This is a genomic window from Hymenobacter yonginensis, assembly GCF_027625995.1.
GTDB lineage: Bacteria > Bacteroidota > Bacteroidia > Cytophagales > Hymenobacteraceae > Hymenobacter > Hymenobacter yonginensis.
In genome coordinates this window covers 4,094,842-4,117,501 of the sequence record NZ_CP115396.1, presented here as the reverse complement: position 1 = coordinate 4,117,501, position 22,660 = coordinate 4,094,842, and the positions used below count along the sequence as shown (strand labels likewise).

The window sequence follows — 22,660 nt, the reverse complement described above, 5'->3', positions numbered from 1 at the left end:
GACGCTGTAGCGCGAAGCGAGACTTCATTTACGTTGAAGTTGAGCAGTTTGGTGCTGCCCGCTGTTTCGTACGTATAGAACCCCACGACGAGGCACAGGCCTCAATTCGGGTGCAAAAGTAACCCTATTTCCGGTTCCGGCCATCGGTTGCGCTACCTTCGTGGCTGGCGGGCCGTAGAGTGGCCGGCCTCTATCCTCCTCTGCCGTGCGCGCACTTTCCGCTACCAACAAATACCTGTTTCGCTATAAATGGCACTTCCTAGGCGGCGTGCTGTTTGTGGCCCTGAGCACGCTGCTGGCCATTTTCCCGGCCCAGATTGTGCGCTACGCCTTCGATCTGGTAAGCGAGGGCATCGACCTGTACCACCTGTTTGCGGGCACGTCGGCGCAGGGCGAGGTGTACTCGCTGTTCGGGCGCAACGTGCTGCTCTACGGCACGCTCATTATTGTGCTGGCGCTATTGCGTGGCGTATTTCTGTTCTTCATGCGCCAGACGCTCATCGTGATGAGCCGGCTGGTGGAAAATGACCAGAAAAACGAAATCTACCAGCACTACCAAAGCCTGCCGCTGGCTTTCTACCGCCGCCACAGCACCGGCGACCTGATGTCGCGCATTTCGGAGGACGTGGGACGGGTGCGCATGTACATCGGGCCGGCCCTGATGTATTTCATGCAGCTCGTTATCCTGTTCATCCTCATCGTGCCGCTGATGCTGATGGTGAACGTGAAGCTGACGCTCTATACGCTGCTGCCGCTGCCGGTACTGAGCGTGAGCATTTTCTACGTGAACACGCTGATTGAGCGCAAGTCCGACGAAATCCAACGCTCTTTGGCGGCCATGACCACCTTCGTGCAGGAGGCGTTTTCGGGGATTCGGGTCTTGAAGTCGTTTGTGCGGGAGCAGGATTCGCACCGGCAGTTCGCCATTGCCTCGGAGCACTACAAGGACAAGTCACTGAGCCTTAACTTTGTGAACTCGCTGTTTTTCCCGCTGATTCTGTTTCTGGTGGGCCTCAGTACCATCGTCACGGTATGGTTAGGCGGGCAGGAGGTTATCCGGGGCACCATCACCACGGGCAGCATTGCCGAGTTCCTGATTTACGTGAACCTGCTCACCTGGCCCGTCACGGCGCTGGGCTGGACCAGCAGCCTGGTGCAGCGCGCCGAAGCCTCGCAGGCCCGCATCAACGAGTTTCTGGACCAGAAAACCGACATCGTGTTGCGCGAGAACGTGCAGCAGGAAATTCAGGGCGACATCGTCTTCGACAACGTCAGCTTCACTTACCCCGACACCGGCATTCAGGCCCTGCGCAACGTGAGCTTCCGCATCCGGCCGGGTCAGACGCTGGCCGTCATCGGCAACACCGGCTCGGGCAAAAGCACCATAGCCGTGCTGCTCTGCCGCCTGTTCGACGTGAGCGAAGGCGCCATCAAAATCGACAGCGTGGACGTGCGCGACTACGCCCTGACCAGCCTGCGCGAGCAAATCGGCTACGTGCCCCAAGACGTGTTCCTGTTCTCGGACAGCATCCGCAACAACATCAACTTCGGCCTCGACCAGCCCGACGAGGCCCGTATGCAGCAAGCCGCCAAAGATGCCAACGTCTACGACAACATCATGCGCTTCCCCGAAGGCTTTGATACGAAAGTGGGCGAGCGGGGCATCACGCTCTCGGGCGGCCAGAAGCAGCGCGTCAGCATTGCACGGGCCCTGGTGAAAGAGCCCAAAATCCTGATCCTCGACGACTCGCTGTCGGCCGTGGATACCAACACCGAAAACGCCATTCTGGGCGCCCTGCAGCGCATCATGCACAACCGCACCAGCCTCATCATCTCGCACCGCGTGAGCTCCGTGAAGCTGGCCGATGAAATTCTGGTGCTCGACGACGGCCAGATTGTACAACACGGCACCCACGAAGCCCTGATGCAGGACGAAAACGGCCTGTACCGGGCGCTGTATGAGCGCCAGCTGCAAAGCGAGGACGCGGCGTAGGCAGAGCCTCTTACAAGGGGCCTTTACGGCTTAGCGCCCGGCTGGCATTTGTAGTTTGAATACCTGCACTGCTCCTACCCGCACCACCCGTGGCCCAACGTAAGGCGCCAGATAGGGATTGGTCAGCAACGTGCTATCAGACAAATACAGATACTGAGCGCCACGGGCAATACAATCGGCTACGTATGGCTCGCCCGTAGTGGTGGGCCAGCTTAGTCGCTCGCTGCTTTCCAGGCCAAAGCCTTTTTTATGCACGAAGTAAAACTGTTTGCACCCGGATTCGTCGGGCCCGACCAAACATAAGGCATCATTGGGAACCGCGTTTTCCAATAGGGCGCGGCTCTGCGGATAGTACATTTCCGACGGGACGTCGCGCGGCCCGCGCAACCAGTATTTCATCACCCGTACACCAGCCCATACAGGCTGCGAAAACAGGATGAGCGCCAGCAGCCAGTGCCACCGAACATTGCGGCGCAGTACCTCGCTGCCCTTGGCGGCGGCCCACACAAACAGGGGTAGCAGCGGTAGCATATAATACCCATGGTCCTTCATTTGACGAAGCTCAAATACGTAGTACACTGCGACTCCGCCTACCCACAGCAGCGCCGGCCACATCCACGGGCTGCGGCGTACTCCAGCCAAACGCATCTGCCCTGCACCTACCAGCACCATCACCGCCGACCCGTAGCCTAGCAGCATTTCCGGCCAGTCCGATTTAATATTAAACAACAGGATACCTAATCCTGTGCGCAAGTCGTCGGCCGGCCGGACTTCCAGGCCGAAATCAGCCAGCCCTGAGGTTTCAATCAAGCGCAGGGAATAGGCGTACCAGGCCAATGGTAAGCCGACGGACACTACCGCGAAAAAGAACAAGGGTAGCAAGCTGCGGCGCCAGTCGAACTGCCGGCTCAATAGTGCCTGCACAACCAAGCCGGCTATGGGAAACCCGATAAGCAGAAACTGCAGCTTCGTAGCGCCGGCTAGCGTGGTCAGCAGCAAACTACCCCAGAAAGACAGACTGTGCCGGGTATCCCACCACCGCAAAAACAGCCACAAGCCACCCAACGATGCACTTAAGGCCAACACATCGGGCAAGGCGCTAATACAGTGGTAAAACAACTCCGGACTCCAGGACAGGCACCACGCCGCCACGGCCGCCATCCACACCGACTGAGTGATGCGCCGAAAAAGGTGGTAGCAAAAAATTACGCCGCCCGCAAAAATCAGCCAGTTCACTACGCGGGCCACGCCCTCGTGAAAGCCAACAGCCTTGCATACCGCCGCTACTGTCCATTCGTAGGAAGGAAACTGCATCCCGGTTACGCCGTCCGACTCGTTGCGGCGGTCTACACGCGGCCGCATGATGTTCATATCCTCCTCGTAGAAATTGCGGATAACCGCCATGGTATTGCTCTGCCTCCAGGTATGCAGGCCTACCGGAGGCTGGCTGAAGAAGGGCGCGTGCAACAGGAAATTCAACCCGATGAGTAGTGGCCAGAACCAGCGGGGTAGTTTACTCCAATTCGTCAGAATATCGGACATAAGAAATCAGCGGGAATATTCTGCAAAACTACTTATTTGCACCGGAGCCAACTTGGGAAACAATGTTCACTGACTGAATTCGGCTGTAAAATGGATCGTGAAATATTGATTGCAAACAATGCGTCACTTGCTGTGCATTGCGAGCAACTCAGCCGAGCCCAGCGCGTTTTTACGCGCTGACCACCATCTCGGCCGCCCGCCGCCCCACCCCCGCGCCCAGCGCCACGCCCATCCCGTTGCAGCGCAGCGCCCCGAACACGCCCGGCGCCAGCGGCCGCACAATCGGCTCCAAATCAGCCCCGAAGGCCATCACGCCACTCCACCGGTATTCGATGCGCACGGCGCGGCCGGGAAGGATTACCTCGCGCAGCAGCTTCTCCAGATACTGCTGCACCCGAGGCGTGAGGCCGGGCTTGGTAGTGGCTTCGGCGGCGAAATCAAGGTGGCGGCCACCGCCGAGCAGGATGCGGCCGTCGATCTGCCGGAAGTAGGTATAGCCGCGGTCGTAGTGGAAGGTGCCGGGCAGGTGCAGGCCGGCTATGGGCTCCGTGACCAGCACCTGCCCGCGGCCGGGCTGGGCGTCGAGCTCCGGGAAGAACTGCTGGCTGAAGGCGTTGGTGGCCAGCAGCACCTGCGGCGCTTGGATTTCGCCCAGCAGCGTCCGGATGCGGACCTGCGCCGGACCCGGCTCCAGCCCCAGGGCCGCGCAGCCGTGCAGCACCACCACGCCCGCCGCCCAGGCCTGCCGCAGCAGCGCCTCCATCAGCCGGCCAGTGTGCAGCGCGCCTTCGGCCGTATTCTCCAGCATGGTGCTTACGCCCGCAAAGCCGGTGGCGGGCACCTGCGCGGTGGCGTCGCGGAATACGTCGGGGCGGCCGATGATGGGGGACAGCAGCTCGTTGTAATACGGCAGGGCAGCGCGGCAGCGGGCCGCCAGCTCGGCCTCGGCGGGCCGGAACAGCTCATAGCCTCCTACCGGCTGGTACTGCAGCGCCTCGTCGCCGAGCAGGGCCCGCAGTTCGGCCAGGCCTTCCCAGCGGGCCTGCACCACGGCCAGCAGCGCGGCCGTGCCGCCCCGCGCCTCCTGCTCCAGCAGCTCCGACACGCTGCCGAAGCAGGCGAAACCAGCGTTTTTGGTGCTGGCCCCGTTGGGCAGCACGGAGCGCTCCAGCACCAGCACCCGGGCCGTGGGGCGTAGGCGCCGCAGGTGCAGCGCGGCCGTAAGCCCCACAATACCAGCCCCGATGACTATCACATCGAAGCCTTGCAGAAACGTCTGGTGCTCCCAATAGGAAAGACTTGAGATGCTCATGCCGGAAAAGTAAGGGACCGCGCGGCTTTGCGCCAAAGTGCGGGCACAAAAAAGCCCGCCCGGCGTAAGCCAGACGGGCCTTTGAATTTTGACGGGCAACGCCTAGCGCCCTACCATCACACGCTTCATACCGCGCCGCTCGCCCGAGGTGCACTGCACCAGGTAAGCGCCGGCTGGTAGCTTACTTACATCGAGGGTGGCTACCTCGTTGCTGTTGAGCAGGTCGCGGGTAATGACGGGGCGGCCGTCAGGGCCGTTGATTTCCACGCGGGTGGGGTTGCTGGAATTGGTGCGCACCGTGAGACGCTTGGTCACGGGGTTAGCTTCGGCACGTACTTTCAGCGGGCCCGTATTGGTGGGCTGCTGCACCATTTTGTCGGTTACGAGGGCGGGCGGGCCGGCAGGAGCTTCCTCCTGCTTGGCTGCCGTGGCCACGGCTGGCTTCTTGGCGGCCGGCGCGGCGGGCTTGGCTACCTGCTTTGCGGCGCCCGGACGGGCTGCTACGGGCTTCTTCGCGGCGGGCACGGGCTTTTTGGCGGCCGGCTTGGTTTGGGCCTGAGCAGATACCGACAATGCTGTAGCAATTGCCAGGCAAACGAGAGTAACGAGTGTTTTCATACGCACGCCTAACGCGAAAGGGATGAGGGCTAGTATCGGGTAAAGATAGCCAATATTCACATCGGACTGCTACCCTATTGGTAAAGTTCTCACCATCAGATTTTTCAATATTCCGCCTCTCCAATATTTCATATCGACGCAGTGGCCTGCCGGAACCGGAGCGGCCGGCCGGGTAGCCGTGCCAGAGCCAGAATTTTGTGCCAGAACCAATCCGTACAAGTCAGCGCCGTCCGCCTCCCGTAAGCCCTAAAGCGCATTAAGCATTATTAATTGACTATCAAATGTTTATGATAAAAATTAATCCTTTCCAGACGAAGCAGTGAACGGCCCGCCACTGGGCCCCAACGGCGCCCGATGGCGGCTGCTAAGCAGAAAGTGAGTAAGTTCGAAGCCTCACAAACTCCATCTCCATCTTTCCTGCAATGGCTGCACAATCACTGACCGGGCTGCGTGCCGGCGTCCTGCACGGCGACGAAGTTCAATCCCTGTTCCAATATGCCAAGGCAAATTCGTTTGCGCTGCCGGCCGTCAACGTAACGGGCACCAACACGGTAAATGCCGCACTGGAAGCCGCGCATGAGGTAAACTCGCCGGTTATCGTTCAGTTCTCCAACGGCGGAGCCCAGTTCTTCGCGGGCAAGTATCCTTCCAATGATGGCCAGCGCGCCAGCATTGCCGGTGCCATCTCGGGCGCCCAGCACGTGCACGCCATGGCCGAGCTTTACGATGTGCCAGTGATCCTGCACACCGACCACGCCGCCAAAAAGCTCCTGCCCTGGATCGACGGCCTGCTGACGGCCGGCGAAAAGCACTTCGCCCAGTATGGCCAGCCGCTCTACAGCTCGCACATGCTCGACCTGTCGGAGGAGCCGATTGAGGAGAACATCGAAATCTGCAAGCGCTATCTGGAGCGCATGGCCAAAATCGGCATGACGCTGGAAATCGAGCTGGGCGTAACCGGCGGCGAGGAAGACGGTGTGGACAACTCCGACGTGGACAGTTCCAAGCTCTACACCCAGCCCTCGGAAGTGGCCTATGCCTACAAGGAGCTGAGCGAGGTGAGCCCCCGCTTCACGGTGGCCGCGGCCTTCGGCAATGTGCACGGCGTGTACAAGCCCGGCAACGTGAAGCTGCAGCCCAAGATTCTGCATAACTCGCAGCTCTACGTGCAGGAGCACTTCAACACCGGCCCGCAGCCCGTTGACTTCGTGTTCCATGGCGGCTCGGGTTCGACGCAGGAGGAAATCCGCGAGGCCATCAGCTACGGGGCCATCAAGATGAACATCGACACCGACCTGCAGTGGGCGTTCTGGGAAGGCATCAAGAACAACTACGTGAAAAACGAGGGCTTCCTGCAGGGCCAGATCGGTAACCCCAACGGCGCCGACTCGCCCAACAAGAAGTACTACGACCCACGCGTATGGCTGCGTGAAGGCGAAAAAACCTTCGTTGCCCGCCTCAAGCAGGCCTTCGAAGACCTGAACGCCGTGAACCGCCGCCCCTAGGCTTCTATCCGGGTCATCCTCAAAAAAACCGCCCCTTCTGCTCTGCGGAAGGGGCGGTTTTTTTGGGTAGGCTAATACCGGCGTAAGTTTTTTTATCGGAGTTCATAGGCGCCGTGCCACAACACAAGCTGCAGAATATGAGGCGCATTCAGGGCAAAATCAACCCGGAAACGAGTCCAAAAAGCCGGCTGTGGGCGCCGCAGACGCAATTTTCTTCGGCAGCTATTGCGCAACTCTCACTTCTTCGCTTACCTTTGTGTCTCAATTCTATCGGGGTGTAGCGTAGCCTGGTATCGCGCCAGCATGGGGTGCTGGAGGTCGTAGGTTCGAATCCTGCCACTCCGACCGAAGAATTTCTTGCCCGAAAAGCCTCTGGGAACCCCACCCGGAGGCTTTTTTCGGCAAAACCGACTGAGTTGCCCGGTGCAGATCATCGCACCAACGGCACAGTTCGGGGTGTAGCGTAGCCCGGTATCGCGCCTGCTTTGGGAGCAGGAGGCCGCAGGTTCGAATCCTGCCACCCCGACTTCGTTTTAAGAAAAGGCCCTGCTGAACATATGTTCGGTAGGGCCTTTTTTATTTGCGTTTATAACACACTGAAAGTCTGAGTAAGAGTAACATATCTATAGATTCGAGCCTCCCTACACATATCACTGGCTTAATACTTGCAGCGCCCGCCGCTGTACATTTTTATCCTTTCTTATATGAAAAAGCTTGCTACCAGCTTGCTATTACTTGGTGCGGCCACAGCGGCCCACGCTCAAACATCTGCTGGAACTGTATTGCTTGGCGGCAACGTCGGGTACAGTTCTTCTAAAGAGGAGTATTCCCCCAGTTCCCTTGGCTCTTCTAGCTCGGAAAGAACCCAGCGTGAATTCCGCTTCTCGCCAAGCGTAGGTTACTTCGTAGCCGATAATCTTGCTGTTGGCCTCATAGCAGACCTCCAGACCAATAAGACGAAGCAGCCTTACACTGAGTATGACCAAGGAGTACCCTCAACTTACAGATTTGAATCCACCGGGTCTTATAAATCCATAGGCCCGTTTGTTCGCTACTATAAGATGATAGGCGAAAAAGCTGGGTTTTATGGCCAGCTTGCGGGGGGATATCGGACAGGGCGCTCACGCTCAGAAAGCAATGCTCCTTTTTTTGAGGGCTCAGATGGTAAGTATAGAGGCTCATATGCTAATCTGACGCCTGGCTTTGTCTTTTTTCCGACGCCCAAAATTGGCTTGGAACTGACGTCTGGCAGCATTGGCTATTACAACAATAAAAACACGCAGGAACCAACGCGGCAAAGAATAGGGCAAGACAACAAGTCCTCGGGCTTTGGTGCATACTTCGGCTTGCAGAACCTCAACATTGGAGCATCTATCTACTTAGGCAGCAATTAACAGCCTATTATGTACGCACAACGGCCGCCTCAACCGATGGATGAGGCGGCCGTTGTATTGGCGGCTAACTGTTGCTTCTTACTTCACCACGGCCCACACTTCCACGGGGCCGGTGGTGGGGAACCGCTCCAGATAGATGTTCTGCAGGGTGAGGTTGTTCTGGTTGGCGTAGTCTTTCACGCCGGTGTAGAGCTTATCGGGGGCCACGAGGTAGCTGGCCTCGATGCGGGCGTGCAGCACACGCTGGCCGGCGGCAAAGACGCGGTGGCGGTAGCCCTGCGGCAGCGGCTGCGACACGGTATCATCGAGGATCAGGCCCACGAACACCTTGGCGTCGTCGCTGGCCTTGACGGGGTCGTTGTAGAACAGGTTGCCGAAGGTGCCGCGCAGCTTCCCGGATGTGCGCAGCTCGTAGGCCTGACGGGTCAGGTCGCCGAACTGCTCGCTGTTGGCCGGGCCCTCGAAGTAGCGGCCGGCCAGGAAGATGGGCTGGCTGGTGGTTTCCAGCGTCACCTCGGCTTTTTTCAGGCCGCCCAGCATGTAATAGGCCACGCCGGCGGCCACAATCAGCAGCAGGGAAAGCAGCAGGAAAATTCGGTTCATAAATCAGGAAGTAGGGGCGCGTTGCACGCGCCCATCGGCAAAAGAGTGTGAAAGCAGCAAAGCTACGCCGCAACTGGCATTTCTGAAGATGCCACGGTGCGTTTGGCAGCAGCGTGGGCGAGGGGGCCCGGCCCGGTAGTTTCGGCAAGCCAGCCCCGGTAGACCTTGGCTGGCGTTAGCCGGCCAGCACGTCTTTGTACTGCATCTGGTAGAGCTGGCGGTAGTAGCCGTCCTGGCGGAGCAGCTCCTCGTGGCGGCCCGATTCCTTGATTTCGCCGCGGTCGAGCACGATGATGCGGTCGGCTTTCTGGATGGTGCTCAGACGGTGGGCAATGACGAGGGCGGTGCGGCCCTGCATCAGCTTCTCAATGGCCTCCTGAATCAGCTCCTCAGTTTCGGAGTCGACGGACGAAGTGGCTTCATCCAGGATGATGATGGCTGGCTGGTAGACCATGGCCCGCACGAAGCTGATGAGCTGGCGCTGGCCCACGGAAAGCGTGGCGCCGCGCTCCATCACTGGGTAGTCGAGGGAGCCGGGCAGGCGCTCGATGAAGCGGCGGGCGCCCACTAGGTCGGCAGCTTCCCAGATCTGGGCGTCGGTGATGTCTTCGTGGCCGAGCGTGATGTTGTCGCGGATGGTGCCCGCGAACAGGAAAACGTCTTGCAGCACCACCCCGATGTGGCGGCGCAGCACGCTCAGGTCGTAGAGGGGCAGGTCGTGGCCGTCGATGCGGATGTGGCCCTTGTTGATGTCGTAGAAGCGGCTGAGCAGGTTGATGATGCTAGTTTTGCCGGCCCCGGTAGCGCCCACGAAGGCCACGGTCTGGCCGGGCTCCACCCGGAAGCTGATGTCGCGCAGCACCCACTCCTCGTCGTTATAGGCAAACCAGACGTTTTCGAACTCCACTTCGCCGCGCAGCGTGGCCGGGGCCAGCGTGCCGTTGTTGGGCACAAACTCCTGGCTGTCGAGCAGCTTGAGCAGGCGCTCGGTGCTCACCAGCCCCAGCTGCAGCGTGTTGAACCGGTCGGCAATCTGGCGGATGGGCCGGAAGAACAGTGCATTGTACATGATGAAGGCAATGAGCGCGCCTTTGGAGATGGTGCCCTCGATCTGGCCCTGGGCGGCGTACCACACCAGCAGCCCCACCCCTACCGCCGCCAGCACCTCGGCCACCGGAAAGTAGATGCTGTAGTAGAGCACCGAGCGGATGTTGGCGCGGGTGTGCTCCTGGTTGAGGGCCTGAAACTTGCGGTATTCGCGCTGCTCGTTGTTGAAGATCTGCACCACGTTCATGCCCGTCAGGTGCTCCTGCACGAAGGCGTTGAGGCCGGCTACGGCCGTGCGCACCTCCTGAAACGAGCGTTTCACCTTTTCCTTGAACACGTAGGTGCTGAACAGCAGCGGCGGAATCACGGAAAGGCTCACCAAGGTCAGGCGCCAGTCAATGTAGAACATGAAGGCCATGATGAACACGATCTGCAGAATGTCGCCGATCATGGCCGCCAGCCCCTCGCTGAACACGTCGGAAAGCGTCTCGACGTCGGAGATATTGCGCGTGACGAGCACGCCGATGGGCGTGCGGTCGAAGAATTTGAGGCGCAGGTTGAGAATGTGCTTGTAGAGGTCCACGCGGATGTCGCGCACGATATACTGGCCCAGCCAACCGCCGAAGTAGGTCTGGAGGTAGCTCACGAAGGCGTGCGCCACTAGCAGCACCAGCAAGATGCCGAAGCCCCGGTTCAGCCCCACCCAGTCGTTCTGCTCAATGGTCACATCGACCATGCGCTGAATGAGGAAGGGCCGCAGCGTGCCCAGCACAGCCGTGGCCACGGTCAGGAACACCAGCAAATAGAAGATGCGCCGGTAGGGCCGCACGTACACCATCAGCCGACGCAGCACCTGCCAGTCGAAGATGTTGCCGGATTTGGCGGGGGTAGCAGTAGTCGGGTCCAAAGTAGCGGGTGGGGTGAAACGTAGTAACCGGGGCCAGCGGTGGGAAGTTGCAGCGGTCGGCAGAACGACCTTAGTAGAACGTCATTCCGAACGCAGTGAGGAATCTCGCCAGCGCAGTAACTTATTAGAACACTAGATAAGCCAGATTCCTCACTGCGTTCGGAATGACAATAGCCTCGGGCGAGATGCTTCGGCTGCGCCTCTGCATGACGTTCCTGCGCCGCTGCCTGAAGTTCTTGCGCTGCCTAACGGGCTACCGGCCTACAAAGTACGGCAAACCGGGCGGCACCAGGTCGGCGGGCACCACATCGGGCGTGTATTCCACGCGGCTCAGGTAGAGGCCCTGGGCCGGGGCGGCGCCGCTGGCGTCTACGCGGCTCTGGGCCCACAGAATCTGCTGAAACTGAGCGGGCGTGATTTTGCCGCGGCCCACGCTCAGGAGCGTGCCCACCACCAGTCGCACCATGCCGCGCACAAAGCGGTTGGCCCGGATGCGGAACACTAGCCCGCCCGGCATGGGGTGCCAGCCCGCCTCGTACACCACGCAGACATAGTGGTTTTCGCCGCCTTTCACCTTGGAAAACGCCGTGAAGTCGCGCGAGCCGAGCAGGTGGGCAGCGGCTTCGTTCATGGCGGCCACGTCGAGGTCAAGGTCAAGATAGAGGGCGCGGCCCACGCTGAACGGGTCGGGTACCTGGCGCACGTAGTACTCGTAGGTGCGGGCATCGGCCGAAAAGCGCGCGTGGGCCTGCGGCGGCACCGGGTGCAGGGCGTAGGCGGCAATGTCGGGCGGCAGGGCGCGGTTGAGGCGGTAGAGCAGGGTCTTGATGTCCAGCGTTTCCGGCAACTCGGCCTCGAAGTGCGCTACCTGGTGGCTGGCGTGCACGCCGGTATCGGTGCGGCCGCTGCCCAGGCAGAACACCGGCTGCCGCAGCACCTGCGACAGGCAGCGGTCCAACTCCTGCTGCACCGTGAGCGTGTTGGGCTGCACCTGCCAGCCGTGGTAGCGGGTGCCGTCGTAGGCCAGATGAAGGAAGTAGCGCACTGTTTTGGGTGATGAGGTGATGAAGGGATGACGGGGGCCTCCCCCCCTGGCCTCCTCTCCAGAAGAGAGGGGGAACTAGCTGCTAATACTATAAAACCAGAGTCCCGCTCTTTTGGAGAGGGGTTTGGGTGAGGTCCGCGGCACAGGCTAAAGCCTATGCTACAGTTTACACCACCAGCGCGTAGAGGCGGGAGTCCAGCATCTGGCCGTCTTTCACCACGCTTTTGCGCATCGTGGCTTCCAGCGCAAAGCCGGCCTTTTCCAGCACCCGCGCCGAGGCGGCGTTGGGCTCAAACACCACGGCATACAGCCGGCAGACGTCGAAGTTCGCCAGCACGTAGGCCGCCACGGCCTGCACGGCCGCCGTAGCCAGCCCCTGCCCCCAATACGGCCGCGCCAGCCAGTAGCCGATTTCAGCCGAGCGGCGGCGCACGTCGCTCTTAAAATGCACCCCAATACTGCCTACGGCCACGCCGTCAACGGCAAACGCCAGGTGCAGGTCGCGCTGGTTGTCGGCCACGGCGGCCAGGAAGTACTCGGCGTCGTGGGTGGTGTAAGGATGCGGAAACGTGTCGCGCAGGTTCTGCCAGATGCTCCGGTCGTTGGCGTAGCCAGCCAGGGCCGGGGCATCGGCCGGCTGCCAGGGCCGCAGGCACGCGCCCGGCTGAGGCAGAGGAAGCGTAGGCGTAAGCAGCAGGTTGGCCATTAGGTTGTTGGTTTCAGTTGCTGGTTTCCATACGAACGTCATGCTGAGCTTGTCGAAGCATCTCGCGTGCTGACGTCTGGACACCGTTGCAACATCAGCACGCGAGATGCTTCGACAAGCTCAGCATGACGTTCGTATAGAATCCCTCAACCAACAGCCAATCTACATCCGCTCGTAAATCACGGAAGCGCCCTGCCCTACGCCTACGCACATGGTCACGAGGCCGTAGCGCACGTTTTCGCGGCGCTGCATTTCGTGCAGCAGCGTGGCCGTGATGCGCGAGCCGGCCGCGCCCAGCGGGTGTCCGATGGCAATGGAGCCGCCGTTCACGTTCACGATATCCATGTTCAGGTCCAGGTCGCGGACGCAGGCAATGCTTTGGGCGGCGAAGGCCTCGTTGAGTTCAATCAGGCCGATGTCCTGCAAGGTCAGGCCGGCGCGCTGCAATACCTTCTGGGTGGCCGGCACCGGGCCCAGACCCATGTAGGCCGGGTCGACGCCCGCCACTGCCGACGCTACCACGCGGGCCATCGGCTTGAGGTTGAAACGCTTGAGGGCCGCCTCGCTCACCACCAGTACGCCCGCGGCGCCGTCGTTGATGCCAGCCGAATTACCGGCTGTCACGGTGCCATCAATGGGCTGAAATGCCGGCCGGATGGCGGCCAGCTTCTCCATGCTGCTCAGGCGGGGCGGCTCGTCGGTGTCGAACAGCGCGGCGGCTCCTTTGGGGTTGGCCACAAACACCGGCGCAATTTCCTTGCGGAAGCGCCCTTTTTCGGCGGCCCGGTGGTATTTGCGCTGCGAATCGAAGGCAAACTCGTCTTGCTCGGTGCGCGTGATGCCGTACTTGCGGGCCACGTTTTCGGCCGTTTCGCCCATGGCAAACGGGTGGTGCATCTTGCTCAGCTTGGGGTTCACGAAGCGCCAGCCCAGGGTGGTGTCGTGGGCCGTCAGCTCGCGCCCAAAGGCGGTTTCCGACTTGGCCATCACGAACGGGGCACGGGTCATGCTTTCGGCCCCGCCGGCCAGGTACACGTCGCCCTCGCCGGCCATGATGGCACGCGAGGCATCGGTGATGCTCTGCAGGCCGGAGGCGCACAGGCGGTTCACGGTGCAGCCGGGCACCGTGATGGGCAGGCCGGCCAGCAGCGCCGCCATGCGGGCCACGTTGCGGTTGTCTTCGCCGGCCTGGTTGGCGGCGCCGATAATCACGTCTTCTACCGCGCTTTTATCGAGGGAAGGGTTGCGACGCAGCAGCTCGCGCAGAATGTGGGCGGCCAGGTCGTCGGGACGGACGCTGCTCAGGGCGCCTGCGAAACGGGCAATGGGCGTCCGGACGGCGTCAACTATGTAAGCGGTAGGCATTGGTATGTACAGATGCAGTTATTCCAGTCGTTGTTGGCTACTTTTGCCGGCCCGGCGGCACTGCCGACGGCCTAAACTGACAAAACACAAAGATGATACAAAGAATCCAAAGCGTATTCCTGCTGCTGCTGGCGCTGTGCATGATAGCCGTGCTGTTTCTGCCCCTCTGGCACAAAGTCGACCCCACCACCGGCCAGGAGCTGACCATGACGGCTCTGGGATTTAGCTACAACAAAACCGGCGCAGGCCTCACGCCACCCGGCACAGTTTGGGTTATTGCAGCGTTTGCAGCGGCTTCGGCGGCGGTGGCGCTGTTCGAGATTTTCCAGTTCCGCAACCGGTTCCTGCAGCTCAAGCTGGGCATGCTCAACCTGCTGCTGATTCTGTGCACCATCGGGGCTGGCTTCTACTTCTCCACCCTGGGCGAACAGGCGCTCAACGTGAAGATGCTGGGCTCCTACCAGGCCGGCTTCTACCTGCCCACGCTGGCGCTGCTGCTGAACCTGCTGGCCAACCGCTTCATCCGCCGCGACGAGCAGCTGGTACGCAGCATGGACCGCCTTCGGTAGGCGATTCACGCTTTCCAGTACACAACAAAAAGGGCTTCCACTCGCGTGGAAGCCCTTTTTATATGCTTGTTTTCGGAAGAGAGGACGCTTAGCGCGGGGCCTGCTGAGCCAGGTATTCCTGCAGCTCGTTGGCTGAGTGCGAGTAGGTGAAGCCTTCGTTGAGGCGGTACAGGTTCTGGCGGTCTACTACGCGGCTGGAGCCGTATTTGGCCAGCTCCATTTTCGAGTCCTCGAAGCTCAGCTCCTTCATCAGACGGGTCAGGTCTTCGGCGCGCAAGCCGGTTTCGCTGAGGGCCAGGCGGGCCATGGGCAGCTTGTCTTTATCGAACGACTGGCGGTGCACGGCGGCCACCAGGGCGTCTACGTCCTGCGGAGCCATCACGCGGTTGTAGCTCACGCTGCTGCCGGGGTAGTAGCCGCCGCCGTTGATGCCGCCGCTGGGGTAGCCATTGCCGTTAGGATAACCGTTGTTGCTGCCGCCGTTGGGGTAGCCGTTGCTACCGTAGCCACCGGGCTGGCCGGGAGCAGGCTGGTTGCCATAAGCATCGTCGTCGTAGTCCTCATCAGCGCCCTGTTGGCTGTTGCCCTGTGCACTACCATAACCGTAGCCATCGTAGCTGCCATTGCCATAACCGCCATTTCCGTAGCCTCCGTTGCCGTAGCCGCCCCGCAGCGGCACGGCGGCCACTTTGCGCAACTCGGGCCCACGGCCGGGGCGCGTCAGGAGCACGAAGCTGGTTTCCAGGCCGGGGTCCAAAAATACGCGGGTGCGGTAGCTGACGGAGCGGCCGTAGCTCACCGGAATCATAAACTCGGCCCAGTGTACGCCGGCCGCAACCCGGTCGAGGTGTACCTGGCGGGCGCCGCCGCGCGTGAGGGTGCGGCCATCGAAGCGCAGATTGAAGGGCACGCCCCGCTCCGAGGTGATGTTCATGTTGGCCGGAGCGGCCTGCAGGTGGGCGGCCGTCAGCAGCAGCAGGCTGAGGCAGAAGAGTAGCGCCTTTTTCATGGCAGTAGGTCGTTGGCCGAAGGCAGCCCATCTGCCTCCGTCTATATACCTAAGCCAAGGATTATGCCAAATCACAGATGTTGCAGATAAAGATGCGGATGACGCAGATGCAGGCGGCGTGGCCATGCGCCGTCGTATTTCCGCCGGCCTGCCCGCCGACATAAACCGGCATAAAAAGAAAGGCCGCCTTAAATAAAGCGGCCTTTCCTTTAATCTAAAAAAACAGAACTCAACTAGCTTATAAACAGGCATCTGAACCAAACAACACACATACTGTCCTCATCTGCGCTATCCATTCATCTGCACCATCTGCGATACTATTCGGCAATCTTGGTCACCTTGAATTCGGTGCGGCGGTTGCGCTGGAACTGGTCTTCGGTTTTGGCGTCCTTCACCTCCGGCCGGCTCTCGCCGTAGCCTTTGGCCGTGATGCGGGCCTTGTCAATGCCCTTCGAGATGATGTAGTCTACGGCCGACTGCGCCCGGCGCTGCGACAGGGCCTGGTTGTAGGCGTCTTTGCCGCGCGAGTCGGTGTGGGAGCTCAGCTCGATGGTGATGGCGGGGTTGTCGTTGAGGGTTTCCACCAGCTTATCCAGCTCCAGCGCCGCATCCGGACGGATATCGGCCTTATCATAGTCGTAAAGAATGTTCTCGACGCGGATGGCCTTGTTTTTCACGATTTCCGTGAGCGTCAGCGCCACCGGAATCCGCACGTCGGTCATTTCGTTCACCAGCTGGTCCTGGGCAGGCTTGCGCCCCACGGTGCTCAGCGGCGCCCGGGCCGTGAAGAAGCCCGGCCGGTCGGCTACCAGCGCGTAGTTGGCCGCTGCCGAATCTAGCTTCAGGCTGAACTTGCCTTCGGCATCAGCCGTCACGTCCTGGATTTTCTGGCCGTTGCGGCCGTACAACGTCACGGTTTCGCCGCTGGCGGGGGCCATGGCACCGGTTTTCTCGTTGCGGGTCATCACCGTGCCATCGGCGTAGAAGGTCACGAGGCGCAGCGGCTTCTGGCGGAACATGTACAGGTCATCCGAGCCCTTGCCACCGGCGCGGTTGGAGGAAAACACGCCCCCGTTCTTGCTGGTGAAAAACGGTGCGAAGTCGTCGCCGGCGCTGTTGATGGGCGTGCCCAGGTTTTTCACCTTGCCCTTCTCCACCATAAATATGTCGAGCTTACCCAGGCCGGGCTGCCCGTCGGAGGAGAAGTAGAGCGTGCCATCCGGCGCTACGGCCGGGAAGTTGTCGTTGCCGGCGGTGTTCACCTGGTCGCCCAGGTTTTCGGCGGGCGAGAAGCGGCCGTTGGGGCCCAGCGTGGCTTTGTAGATGTCGTTGCCGCCGAGGCCTCCTTTGCGGCCCGAGGCAAAGTACAGCGTCTGGCCGTCGGCACTGAAAGCCGGCGAGAAATCGTCGGCCGTACGGTCGTTGATGTTGGCCAGTACCGGCTCGCTCCAAGCGCCATTCTTGAAGTAGGAAATCCACAGATCCACGCTCAGCAGGCCTTTTTTGGAGCCGTTATTGGAGCGGGCAAACACCATCGTTTTGCCATCCGGCGTGTAGGTGGCACTGGCCTCGTGCTTGTCTTCAGTGTTGAAGAGAGCCTCCAGCTTGCGCACCGAGCCCCCGGTCATTTTCTCGGCATCATCAAACTTCACGGCGTATAGGTCGCTGAAGTTCTCGCCGTTGCCCAGGTACTTCTTGCCTTCGCGGCCGGAGGCAAACACCAGCTCCTTGGTGTCCGGCATCAGGGTCGAGCCGAACTCCGAGGAAGGCGTGTTCACTTGGTCCAGCGCCATCACCTCGTTGTTGGAGCGCATCGCCATGATGGTGTTGGCCATCTTGGCATTGCGGGATTCCATCTCGGCGCGGGGAGCCAGCGCCCGGCCGGCGCTGGCCTGGGTGTAAGCGTCGAACTGCTGGGCGGCTTCGTCGAACTTGCCGTTGGCCTTCAGGGCCTGCCCGTAGTAGAACAGCACGTCGGGCGCCTTTACGCCCCCGTCAATTGCCGCTTTGTAAAAGCTTTCTGCCTGCTCAATGCGGTTAGACAGCCGGTATGCTTCTGCCACCCGATAGTTGGCCGTTGCCACGTTTTTACCTTTCGCAACATCGGCTTTATAGAGCTCAATAGCGGTTTCGTACTCGCCCTGAGCAAAGCGCTTATCTGCTTTGCTGGCGCTGCCGGAGGTAGCACATCCGCTCAATAAGGCGGCAGAGCCGGCCGCAGCACAGACCAGTAGTAATTTCTTCATAGGTGGTGAACGATGGAGTGGATAACAAGCTAGCTGTCAAGTCAGCAAACCCGGCCCTAATAATACTAAGTTTGTACAGTATAATAGTCGAAAAACAAAAATTAGCCTGCCGATGGGAAGTACCGGCCCAGCCAGGTCTGGCTTGCCGGCGCCGGAAACGCAGCAGCCAGCTGCCCCTTCTGCGCTATCGTAGCGTCGAAGTAAGGAGTTTCGGCGGCGAGCTGCCCCGCGGCCACGGCACCTTTCAGAGCCGTGCGGTCAAGGAGCGTTACAGTGCCGTCCAGCAGGAACGCCATGCGCGACTTTTCCAGCAGTTGTATTCCCAATTGCTGCTCGATGCCCTGCACGAAACGCACCGACGCGTCGATGGAGCAGCCGCTGGCATCGGCCACGGCCTCGTCCAGCCCTACTACCAGAAACTGCTGGTGCAGCACGGCCACCGAAGCGGCTAGGGCACGGCCGTGGCTGGTCCACTCATCGGCGAAACGGCTCAGCGCCGGCTGCAGGTTTTCCAGTTCAGTGGCCGTGAAGGGCCGGTTGGCCTGGTATATCCAGATACGGGCACTGGCCGGCAGCTGGTCGAAAGGAACGTACATAGGATGGAGGATCTGGGAAAACCGGGGCCGAACGCCCTGCGGCATCCTCCCCTACTGATACAAAGAAACAGCCCCGCCCGGAAGTTCCGGCACGGGGCTGCTGTTTCGTTGTTAGTTTATAGTTGTTAGTTGCCAGCATCGTCCTGACAACTAACAACCGACAACTCATTATGCGTTGAGGCCTTCGGCGGAGGCAATCAGCTCGGCTAGGTCGAACACCTGCACGTCGGACTCGCGCTCCTTGTTCTTTACGCCATCGGCCATCATGGTCATGCAGAAGGGGCAGGCCACGGCAATGACGCTGCCGCCGCGGTTGGAGCCGGCGGGCAGCACTGGGGCGGTGCTTTCCACGCCCTGCAGGTTCAGCAGCACGTCGGCGTCGCCATCGAGGGTGGCCAGGGCTTCCTCGGCGCGCTCCACGTTCACGTCTTTTTTGCCGGGCTCAGGCTCTTTCCACATCTGGGCACCGCCGGCTCCGCAGCAGAGGCCGTTGGTTTTGCAGCGCTTCATTTCCAGCAGGTCGGCATCGAGCACCTCCAGCACCTCGCGGGGCGCTTCGTATATGTTGTTGGCGCGGCCCAGGTAGCAGGAGTCGTGGAAGGTGATGCGGCGACCTTTGAAAGACTCGCCGCCTTTGGCCGTCACCTTGCCCTCGTTGATGAGCTGCTGCAGGAAAGTGCTGTGGTGAATCACCTCAAACTCGCCTCCCAGCGCGGGGTACTCGTTTTTGATGGTGTTGAAACAGTGCGGGCAAGCCGTTACCACCTTCTTGATGCCGTAGCCGTTGAGGGTGGCAATGTTGGTCATGGCCTGCATCTGAAACAGGAACTCGTTGCCGGCGCGCTTGGCCGGGTCGCCGGTGCAGGATTCCTCCATGCCCAGCACGGCGTAGCTCACGCCCACGTGCTCCAGAATACGGACGAAGGCGCGGGTCACGCGCTTGTACCGGTCGTCGAAGGCGCCGGCGCAGCCCACCCAGAACAGGATTTCCGGCGACTCGCCCCGGGCGGCCAGGTCGGCCATCAACGGAACAGATACGGGACGCTTGGCAGTTTGCTCAGCCATTATATTGAGGTGGTTAGGGTCGTCATGCAGAGGCGGAGCCGAAGCATCTCGCGTGCTGATGTCTGATTACGATTACAACGCCAGCGCACGAGCTGTTTGCTCCGCGCGACCCGACGTTCTGCTTACACTAGGCCGTTACCGGCGTTTTTTCCGTCACGAACAGGTCGTCGGCCCAGTTGAACCGGTCGGAGGGCGAGAAGGCCCACGGCGCGCCGTTGTTTTCGATGTTGCTGAACATCACGTTCAGGGAGTTGGGGGCGGCCGACTCTTCCAGCACCAGGAAGCGACGCATCTCGATGATGCTTTCCAGAGGATTGATGTTCACGGGGCAGGCTTCCACGCAGGCGTTGCAGGTGGTGCAGGCCCACAGCTCCTCGGGCGTCACGTAGCCGCGCAGCAGGGTGTGGTTTTCCTTGTCGAGCTGCTCCTGGGGGTTGTGCTTGGCCTCGGGGCCGTACAGGCTGGGGTGGAAAATCAGCGGCGAGTTGTACTTCTCCTCTACCCTATCCCGGGTATCCATGATGATTTTGCGGGGCGAGAGGAGTTTGCCGGTGAGGTTGGCCGGGCACACCGAGGTGCAGCGGCCGCACTCGGTGCAGGAGTAGGCGTTGAGCAGGTTGGTCCAAGCCAGGTCGTCCACGTCTTTGGCGCCGAAGGGTGTGGGCGCGGCGGCCGAGCCATCGGGGTTGGTGGCCGGAGCGGGCACTTGGTAGCTGGGGTCCATCATGGCTTTCACCTCGTAGGTGATGCTGTCCACGTTCGAGAACTGCCCCTGCGGCACCAGCCGGGAGTAGAACACGTTCGGGAAGGCCATGATGATGTGGAAGTGCTTGCTGCTGGGCAGGTAGTTCAGAAACAGCAGGATGCCCACAATGTGCGCCCACCAGCCCACGCGCTCCAGCACGGCCAGGGCCGTGAGGTTGTCCGGGAACAGACCCGTGAGCAGGCTGCTGATGGGAAACGCGCCGGGTAGGTCCTTGCCTTCCAGCTGGTGCAGCTTCAGGTCGGCGGCATTCATGGTGAACAGAGCCACCATCAGAATCACCTCCACGTACAGAATCACGTTGGCGTCGAGCTTGGGCCAGGCGCGCAGCTCGGGGCCGGTGAAACGGCGCACCACGCTGGCGTTGCGGCGCCACCAGAAGGCCACCACGGCCAGCACCACTAGTGCGCCCAGTACCTCGTTGGTGGCAGTCAGGGCATCGTAGAGCGGCCCCAGAAACTGCAGAAACCGGTGGGTGCCAAACAGGCCGTCCACCATGATTTCAATGACTTCAATGTTGATGACGATGAAGCCGACGTAGACAATCAGGTGCAGGAAAGCCGGCGTGAGGCGCTTGAACATCTTCTGCTGCCCGAAGGCCACCAGCAGCGTCTTCCAGAGGCGCTCATTAACGTGGCCGCTCATGTCCCGGTCGCGCCCGACGAGGATATTGGCCCGGATCTTCCGCGCCTGCCAGGCAAACAGGCCGAAGCCCGCTACCGCCACCAGCAGGAAGAGGAGGTTTTGAATAGAGAAATGCACAGGAAAGGGTAGGTTTGGAGTTGGATCCGAAATATACTCGGTATGCATAACAAATTGCAGAATTTGCCCGCATACTTTTCAGCTGAAAGATTTTTTTGAGCTTAGGCTTGCAGGTTGAAAATGGTTTACTACTTTTGTGCTCCCCAACGGCGGTAACGCACTCGGGGCACCCAGAGCTGGTAATGTAGCTCAGTTGGTAGAGCACAGCACTGAAAATGCTGGTGTCGTTGGTTCGATTCCAATCATTACCACGAAAGCCCTCTTTGCAAAGCGCAGAGAGGGTTTTTTGTTTTTACACTATCCCCTACTGCCTACACAACTAAACCCGCTCACGGCATTAGTTGTTTTTGCTATTTTTATTAGTATTTTTGACTACTGTATGATCTGACTGCTCCTTCTCGCTATGAAACAGAATCTCAGCTACCAAGTGCACTGCCAAGTGATAACTGCGCAGACGGATTGCGGAGAAATAGTTACCGCCAAACGCACTGAACATCAGCTTCTAAGCGCCACTTCAGAAGTGAGCGAGGTCTTCGCCGACCTCTACGAACAATTCCGCAGCCCATGTTTGGTAGGCCTGCAGATTGTCTCCATCCAAAACTGCCAAACGAAGGAATTACAAGCGGCATAAGGGCAGCGCAGGCCGCAGCCTACGCTACCCTTCGTTTTACCGGCTCTTAAACTGGCGGATGGCGTCGCGGGTGAAGTCGGACAGCACGAGGCGGCCGCTGATGGCGGCGCGCTCCGGCAGCAGCGCATCCCAGTGGTCGGTGCCCTGCCAGATGACGCGCTTGAGGTCGGTGAGGGCCTCGGGGTTGTAGGCGGCCAGCTTGCGGGCAAAGGCCAGCACGGCCGCGTCGAGGGCTTCGGCGGAATCGTGCAGCTCGGCGTAGAGGCCTTTCTGCAACGCCCACTCGGCGGGGCGGAACTCACCGGCATCGAGGGCCAGCTGGGCAAAGGCGGCCGTACCAATCTTGCGTTCCACGGCCGGCCCCACCACAAACGGCCCGATGCCGACCACCAGCTCGCTCAGCTTCACGCTGGCGTTGGTGGTGGCAAAGCAGTAGTCGGTGGCCGCGGCCACGCCCACGCCGCCGCCAATGGCCTTGCCCTGCACCCGCCCGATGATAATTTTGGGCGAGGTGCGGCAGGCGTTAATCACCTTGGCGAAGCCGGAGAAGAATTCCAGGCCCTGGGTGGCGTCCTCAATGGCAATCAGCTCATCGAAACTGGCCCCAGCGCAGAAGGTCTTCTCGCCCTCACTTTCCAGAATGATGACTTTGGTGGCTTCATCCTGGGCGGTCTGGGTGATGGTGGCGGCCAGTTGGGTGAGCAGCGCGCCCGGCAGCGAGTTGTGCGAGGGATGGAAGAAGCGGATGGTGCTGATGCCTTCCGCGGTGGTGTGGGTGGTAACGGTTCCTGTGGTCATTGGGGGAATTGAGTTGTAAAAAGAACGTCATGCTGCAAATAGTCAGTCATGCTGAGCTTGCCGAAGCATCTCTACCGCTTCGTTGCAGTAGTGACCCAACGAAGCGGTAGAGATGCTTCGACTTCGCCTCCGGCTGCACTCAGCATGATGGTTAGCCTCTGGCGAGATGCTTCGGCTGCGCCTC

Annotated in this window: 19 protein-coding genes and 3 tRNA genes; 8 read left to right on the top strand and 14 right to left on the bottom strand. The window is 60.5% G+C overall.

The window, feature by feature from the left end; translation table 11 throughout:
* Positions 1–205 precede the first annotated feature (205 nt).
* Positions 206–1,993 (top strand): ABC transporter ATP-binding protein, encoded by a 1,788-nt coding sequence (locus O9Z63_RS17770; protein WP_270126705.1) that lies wholly within the window; start codon positions 206–208, stop codon positions 1,991–1,993.
* A 30-nt stretch (positions 1,994–2,023) separates the two neighbouring features.
* Here O9Z63_RS17770 and O9Z63_RS17765 read toward each other — a convergent pair whose 3' ends face one another.
* The 3 genes from O9Z63_RS17765 to O9Z63_RS17755 form a co-directional block, all read right to left on the bottom strand.
* Positions 2,024–3,535, bottom strand: a complete 1,512-nt coding sequence (locus tag O9Z63_RS17765; RefSeq protein ID WP_270126703.1) for an ArnT family glycosyltransferase — start codon at positions 3,533–3,535, stop codon at positions 2,024–2,026.
* A 169-nt stretch (positions 3,536–3,704) separates the two neighbouring features.
* Positions 3,705–4,847: an NAD(P)/FAD-dependent oxidoreductase gene (locus O9Z63_RS17760; RefSeq protein ID WP_270126701.1), complete on the bottom strand. Its 1,143-nt coding sequence runs from the start codon at positions 4,845–4,847 to the stop codon at positions 3,705–3,707.
* Positions 4,848–4,949: 102 nt separating this feature from the next.
* Positions 4,950–5,420: a T9SS type A sorting domain-containing protein gene (locus tag O9Z63_RS17755; protein ID WP_270126700.1), complete on the bottom strand. Its 471-nt coding sequence runs from the start codon at positions 5,418–5,420 to the stop codon at positions 4,950–4,952.
* Positions 5,421–5,887: 467 nt separating this feature from the next.
* Between O9Z63_RS17755 and fbaA the strand changes: the two genes are divergently transcribed.
* The 4 genes from fbaA to O9Z63_RS17735 all read left to right on the top strand — a co-directional run bounded on the left by fbaA (position 5,888) and on the right by O9Z63_RS17735 (position 8,364).
* On the top strand, positions 5,888–6,970 hold the full coding sequence (gene fbaA / locus O9Z63_RS17750; RefSeq protein ID WP_270126698.1) for a class II fructose-bisphosphate aldolase: 1,083 nt from the start codon (positions 5,888–5,890) through the stop codon (positions 6,968–6,970).
* 271 nt (positions 6,971–7,241) lie between these two features.
* A tRNA-Pro gene (locus O9Z63_RS17745) sits at positions 7,242–7,315 on the top strand.
* A 107-nt stretch (positions 7,316–7,422) separates the two neighbouring features.
* Positions 7,423–7,496, top strand: a tRNA-Pro gene (locus tag O9Z63_RS17740).
* Between the two features lie 178 nt (positions 7,497–7,674).
* On the top strand, positions 7,675–8,364 hold the full coding sequence (locus O9Z63_RS17735; RefSeq protein ID WP_270126696.1) for a hypothetical protein: 690 nt from the start codon (positions 7,675–7,677) through the stop codon (positions 8,362–8,364).
* Between the two features lie 78 nt (positions 8,365–8,442).
* Here the strand turns inward: O9Z63_RS17735 and O9Z63_RS17730 are convergent, their stop codons facing one another.
* The 5 genes from O9Z63_RS17730 to O9Z63_RS17710 form a co-directional block, all read right to left on the bottom strand.
* Positions 8,443–8,967, bottom strand: coding sequence for a hypothetical protein (locus O9Z63_RS17730; RefSeq protein WP_270126695.1), 525 nt, complete (start codon positions 8,965–8,967; stop codon positions 8,443–8,445).
* A 175-nt stretch (positions 8,968–9,142) separates the two neighbouring features.
* Positions 9,143–10,852, bottom strand: a complete 1,710-nt coding sequence (locus tag O9Z63_RS17725) for an ABC transporter ATP-binding protein (protein ID WP_270129286.1) — start codon at positions 10,850–10,852, stop codon at positions 9,143–9,145.
* A 322-nt stretch (positions 10,853–11,174) separates the two neighbouring features.
* Positions 11,175–11,966, bottom strand: coding sequence for a tRNA pseudouridine(38-40) synthase TruA (truA, locus tag O9Z63_RS17720; protein WP_270126694.1), 792 nt, complete (start codon positions 11,964–11,966; stop codon positions 11,175–11,177).
* Positions 11,967–12,132: 166 nt separating this feature from the next.
* On the bottom strand, positions 12,133–12,714 hold the full coding sequence (locus tag O9Z63_RS17715; RefSeq protein WP_270126693.1) for a GNAT family N-acetyltransferase: 582 nt from the start codon (positions 12,712–12,714) through the stop codon (positions 12,133–12,135).
* Positions 12,715–12,834: 120 nt separating this feature from the next.
* A complete protein-coding gene (locus O9Z63_RS17710) occupies positions 12,835–14,037 on the bottom strand; it encodes a thiolase family protein (RefSeq protein ID WP_044015014.1) in 1,203 nt (400 codons plus the stop codon).
* A gap of 92 nt (positions 14,038–14,129) precedes the next feature.
* Here O9Z63_RS17710 and O9Z63_RS17705 point away from each other — a divergent pair, with 92 nt between their 5' ends.
* Complete coding sequence (locus O9Z63_RS17705) at positions 14,130–14,606, top strand: DUF4293 domain-containing protein (RefSeq protein WP_270126692.1); 477 nt, start codon at positions 14,130–14,132, stop codon at positions 14,604–14,606.
* 88 nt (positions 14,607–14,694) lie between these two features.
* Here O9Z63_RS17705 and O9Z63_RS17700 read toward each other — a convergent pair whose 3' ends face one another.
* The 5 genes from O9Z63_RS17700 to O9Z63_RS17680 form a co-directional block, all read right to left on the bottom strand.
* The gene (locus O9Z63_RS17700) at positions 14,695–15,615 is read right to left on the bottom strand and encodes a DUF4476 domain-containing protein (protein ID WP_270126691.1); all 921 of its coding nucleotides are present in this window, start codon (positions 15,613–15,615) and stop codon (positions 14,695–14,697) included.
* 317 nt (positions 15,616–15,932) lie between these two features.
* A complete protein-coding gene (locus O9Z63_RS17695) occupies positions 15,933–17,861 on the bottom strand; it encodes an OmpA family protein (RefSeq protein WP_270126690.1) in 1,929 nt (642 codons plus the stop codon).
* A 101-nt stretch (positions 17,862–17,962) separates the two neighbouring features.
* Entirely contained in the window at positions 17,963–18,457 is a 495-nt protein-coding gene (locus O9Z63_RS17690) for a hypothetical protein (RefSeq protein ID WP_270126689.1), read from the bottom strand.
* Positions 18,458–18,625: 168 nt separating this feature from the next.
* Positions 18,626–19,522, bottom strand: a complete 897-nt coding sequence (locus O9Z63_RS17685) for a (Fe-S)-binding protein (protein ID WP_231569798.1) — start codon at positions 19,520–19,522, stop codon at positions 18,626–18,628.
* 127 nt (positions 19,523–19,649) lie between these two features.
* Positions 19,650–21,047: a 4Fe-4S dicluster domain-containing protein gene (locus O9Z63_RS17680; RefSeq protein WP_270126688.1), complete on the bottom strand. Its 1,398-nt coding sequence runs from the start codon at positions 21,045–21,047 to the stop codon at positions 19,650–19,652.
* 178 nt (positions 21,048–21,225) lie between these two features.
* Here O9Z63_RS17680 and O9Z63_RS17675 point away from each other — a divergent pair.
* Positions 21,226–21,298: transfer RNA gene (locus O9Z63_RS17675), tRNA-Phe, on the top strand.
* Positions 21,299–21,450: 152 nt separating this feature from the next.
* The gene (locus O9Z63_RS17670) at positions 21,451–21,678 is read left to right on the top strand and encodes a hypothetical protein (RefSeq protein WP_044015026.1); all 228 of its coding nucleotides are present in this window, start codon (positions 21,451–21,453) and stop codon (positions 21,676–21,678) included.
* A 36-nt stretch (positions 21,679–21,714) separates the two neighbouring features.
* Here O9Z63_RS17670 and O9Z63_RS17665 read toward each other — a convergent pair whose 3' ends face one another.
* Positions 21,715–22,476 carry an enoyl-CoA hydratase/isomerase family protein gene (locus O9Z63_RS17665; protein WP_270126687.1) on the bottom strand — a complete coding sequence of 254 codons (762 nt, stop codon included), beginning with the start codon at positions 22,474–22,476 and terminating at the stop codon, positions 21,715–21,717.
* Positions 22,477–22,660: the final 184 nt, after the last annotated feature.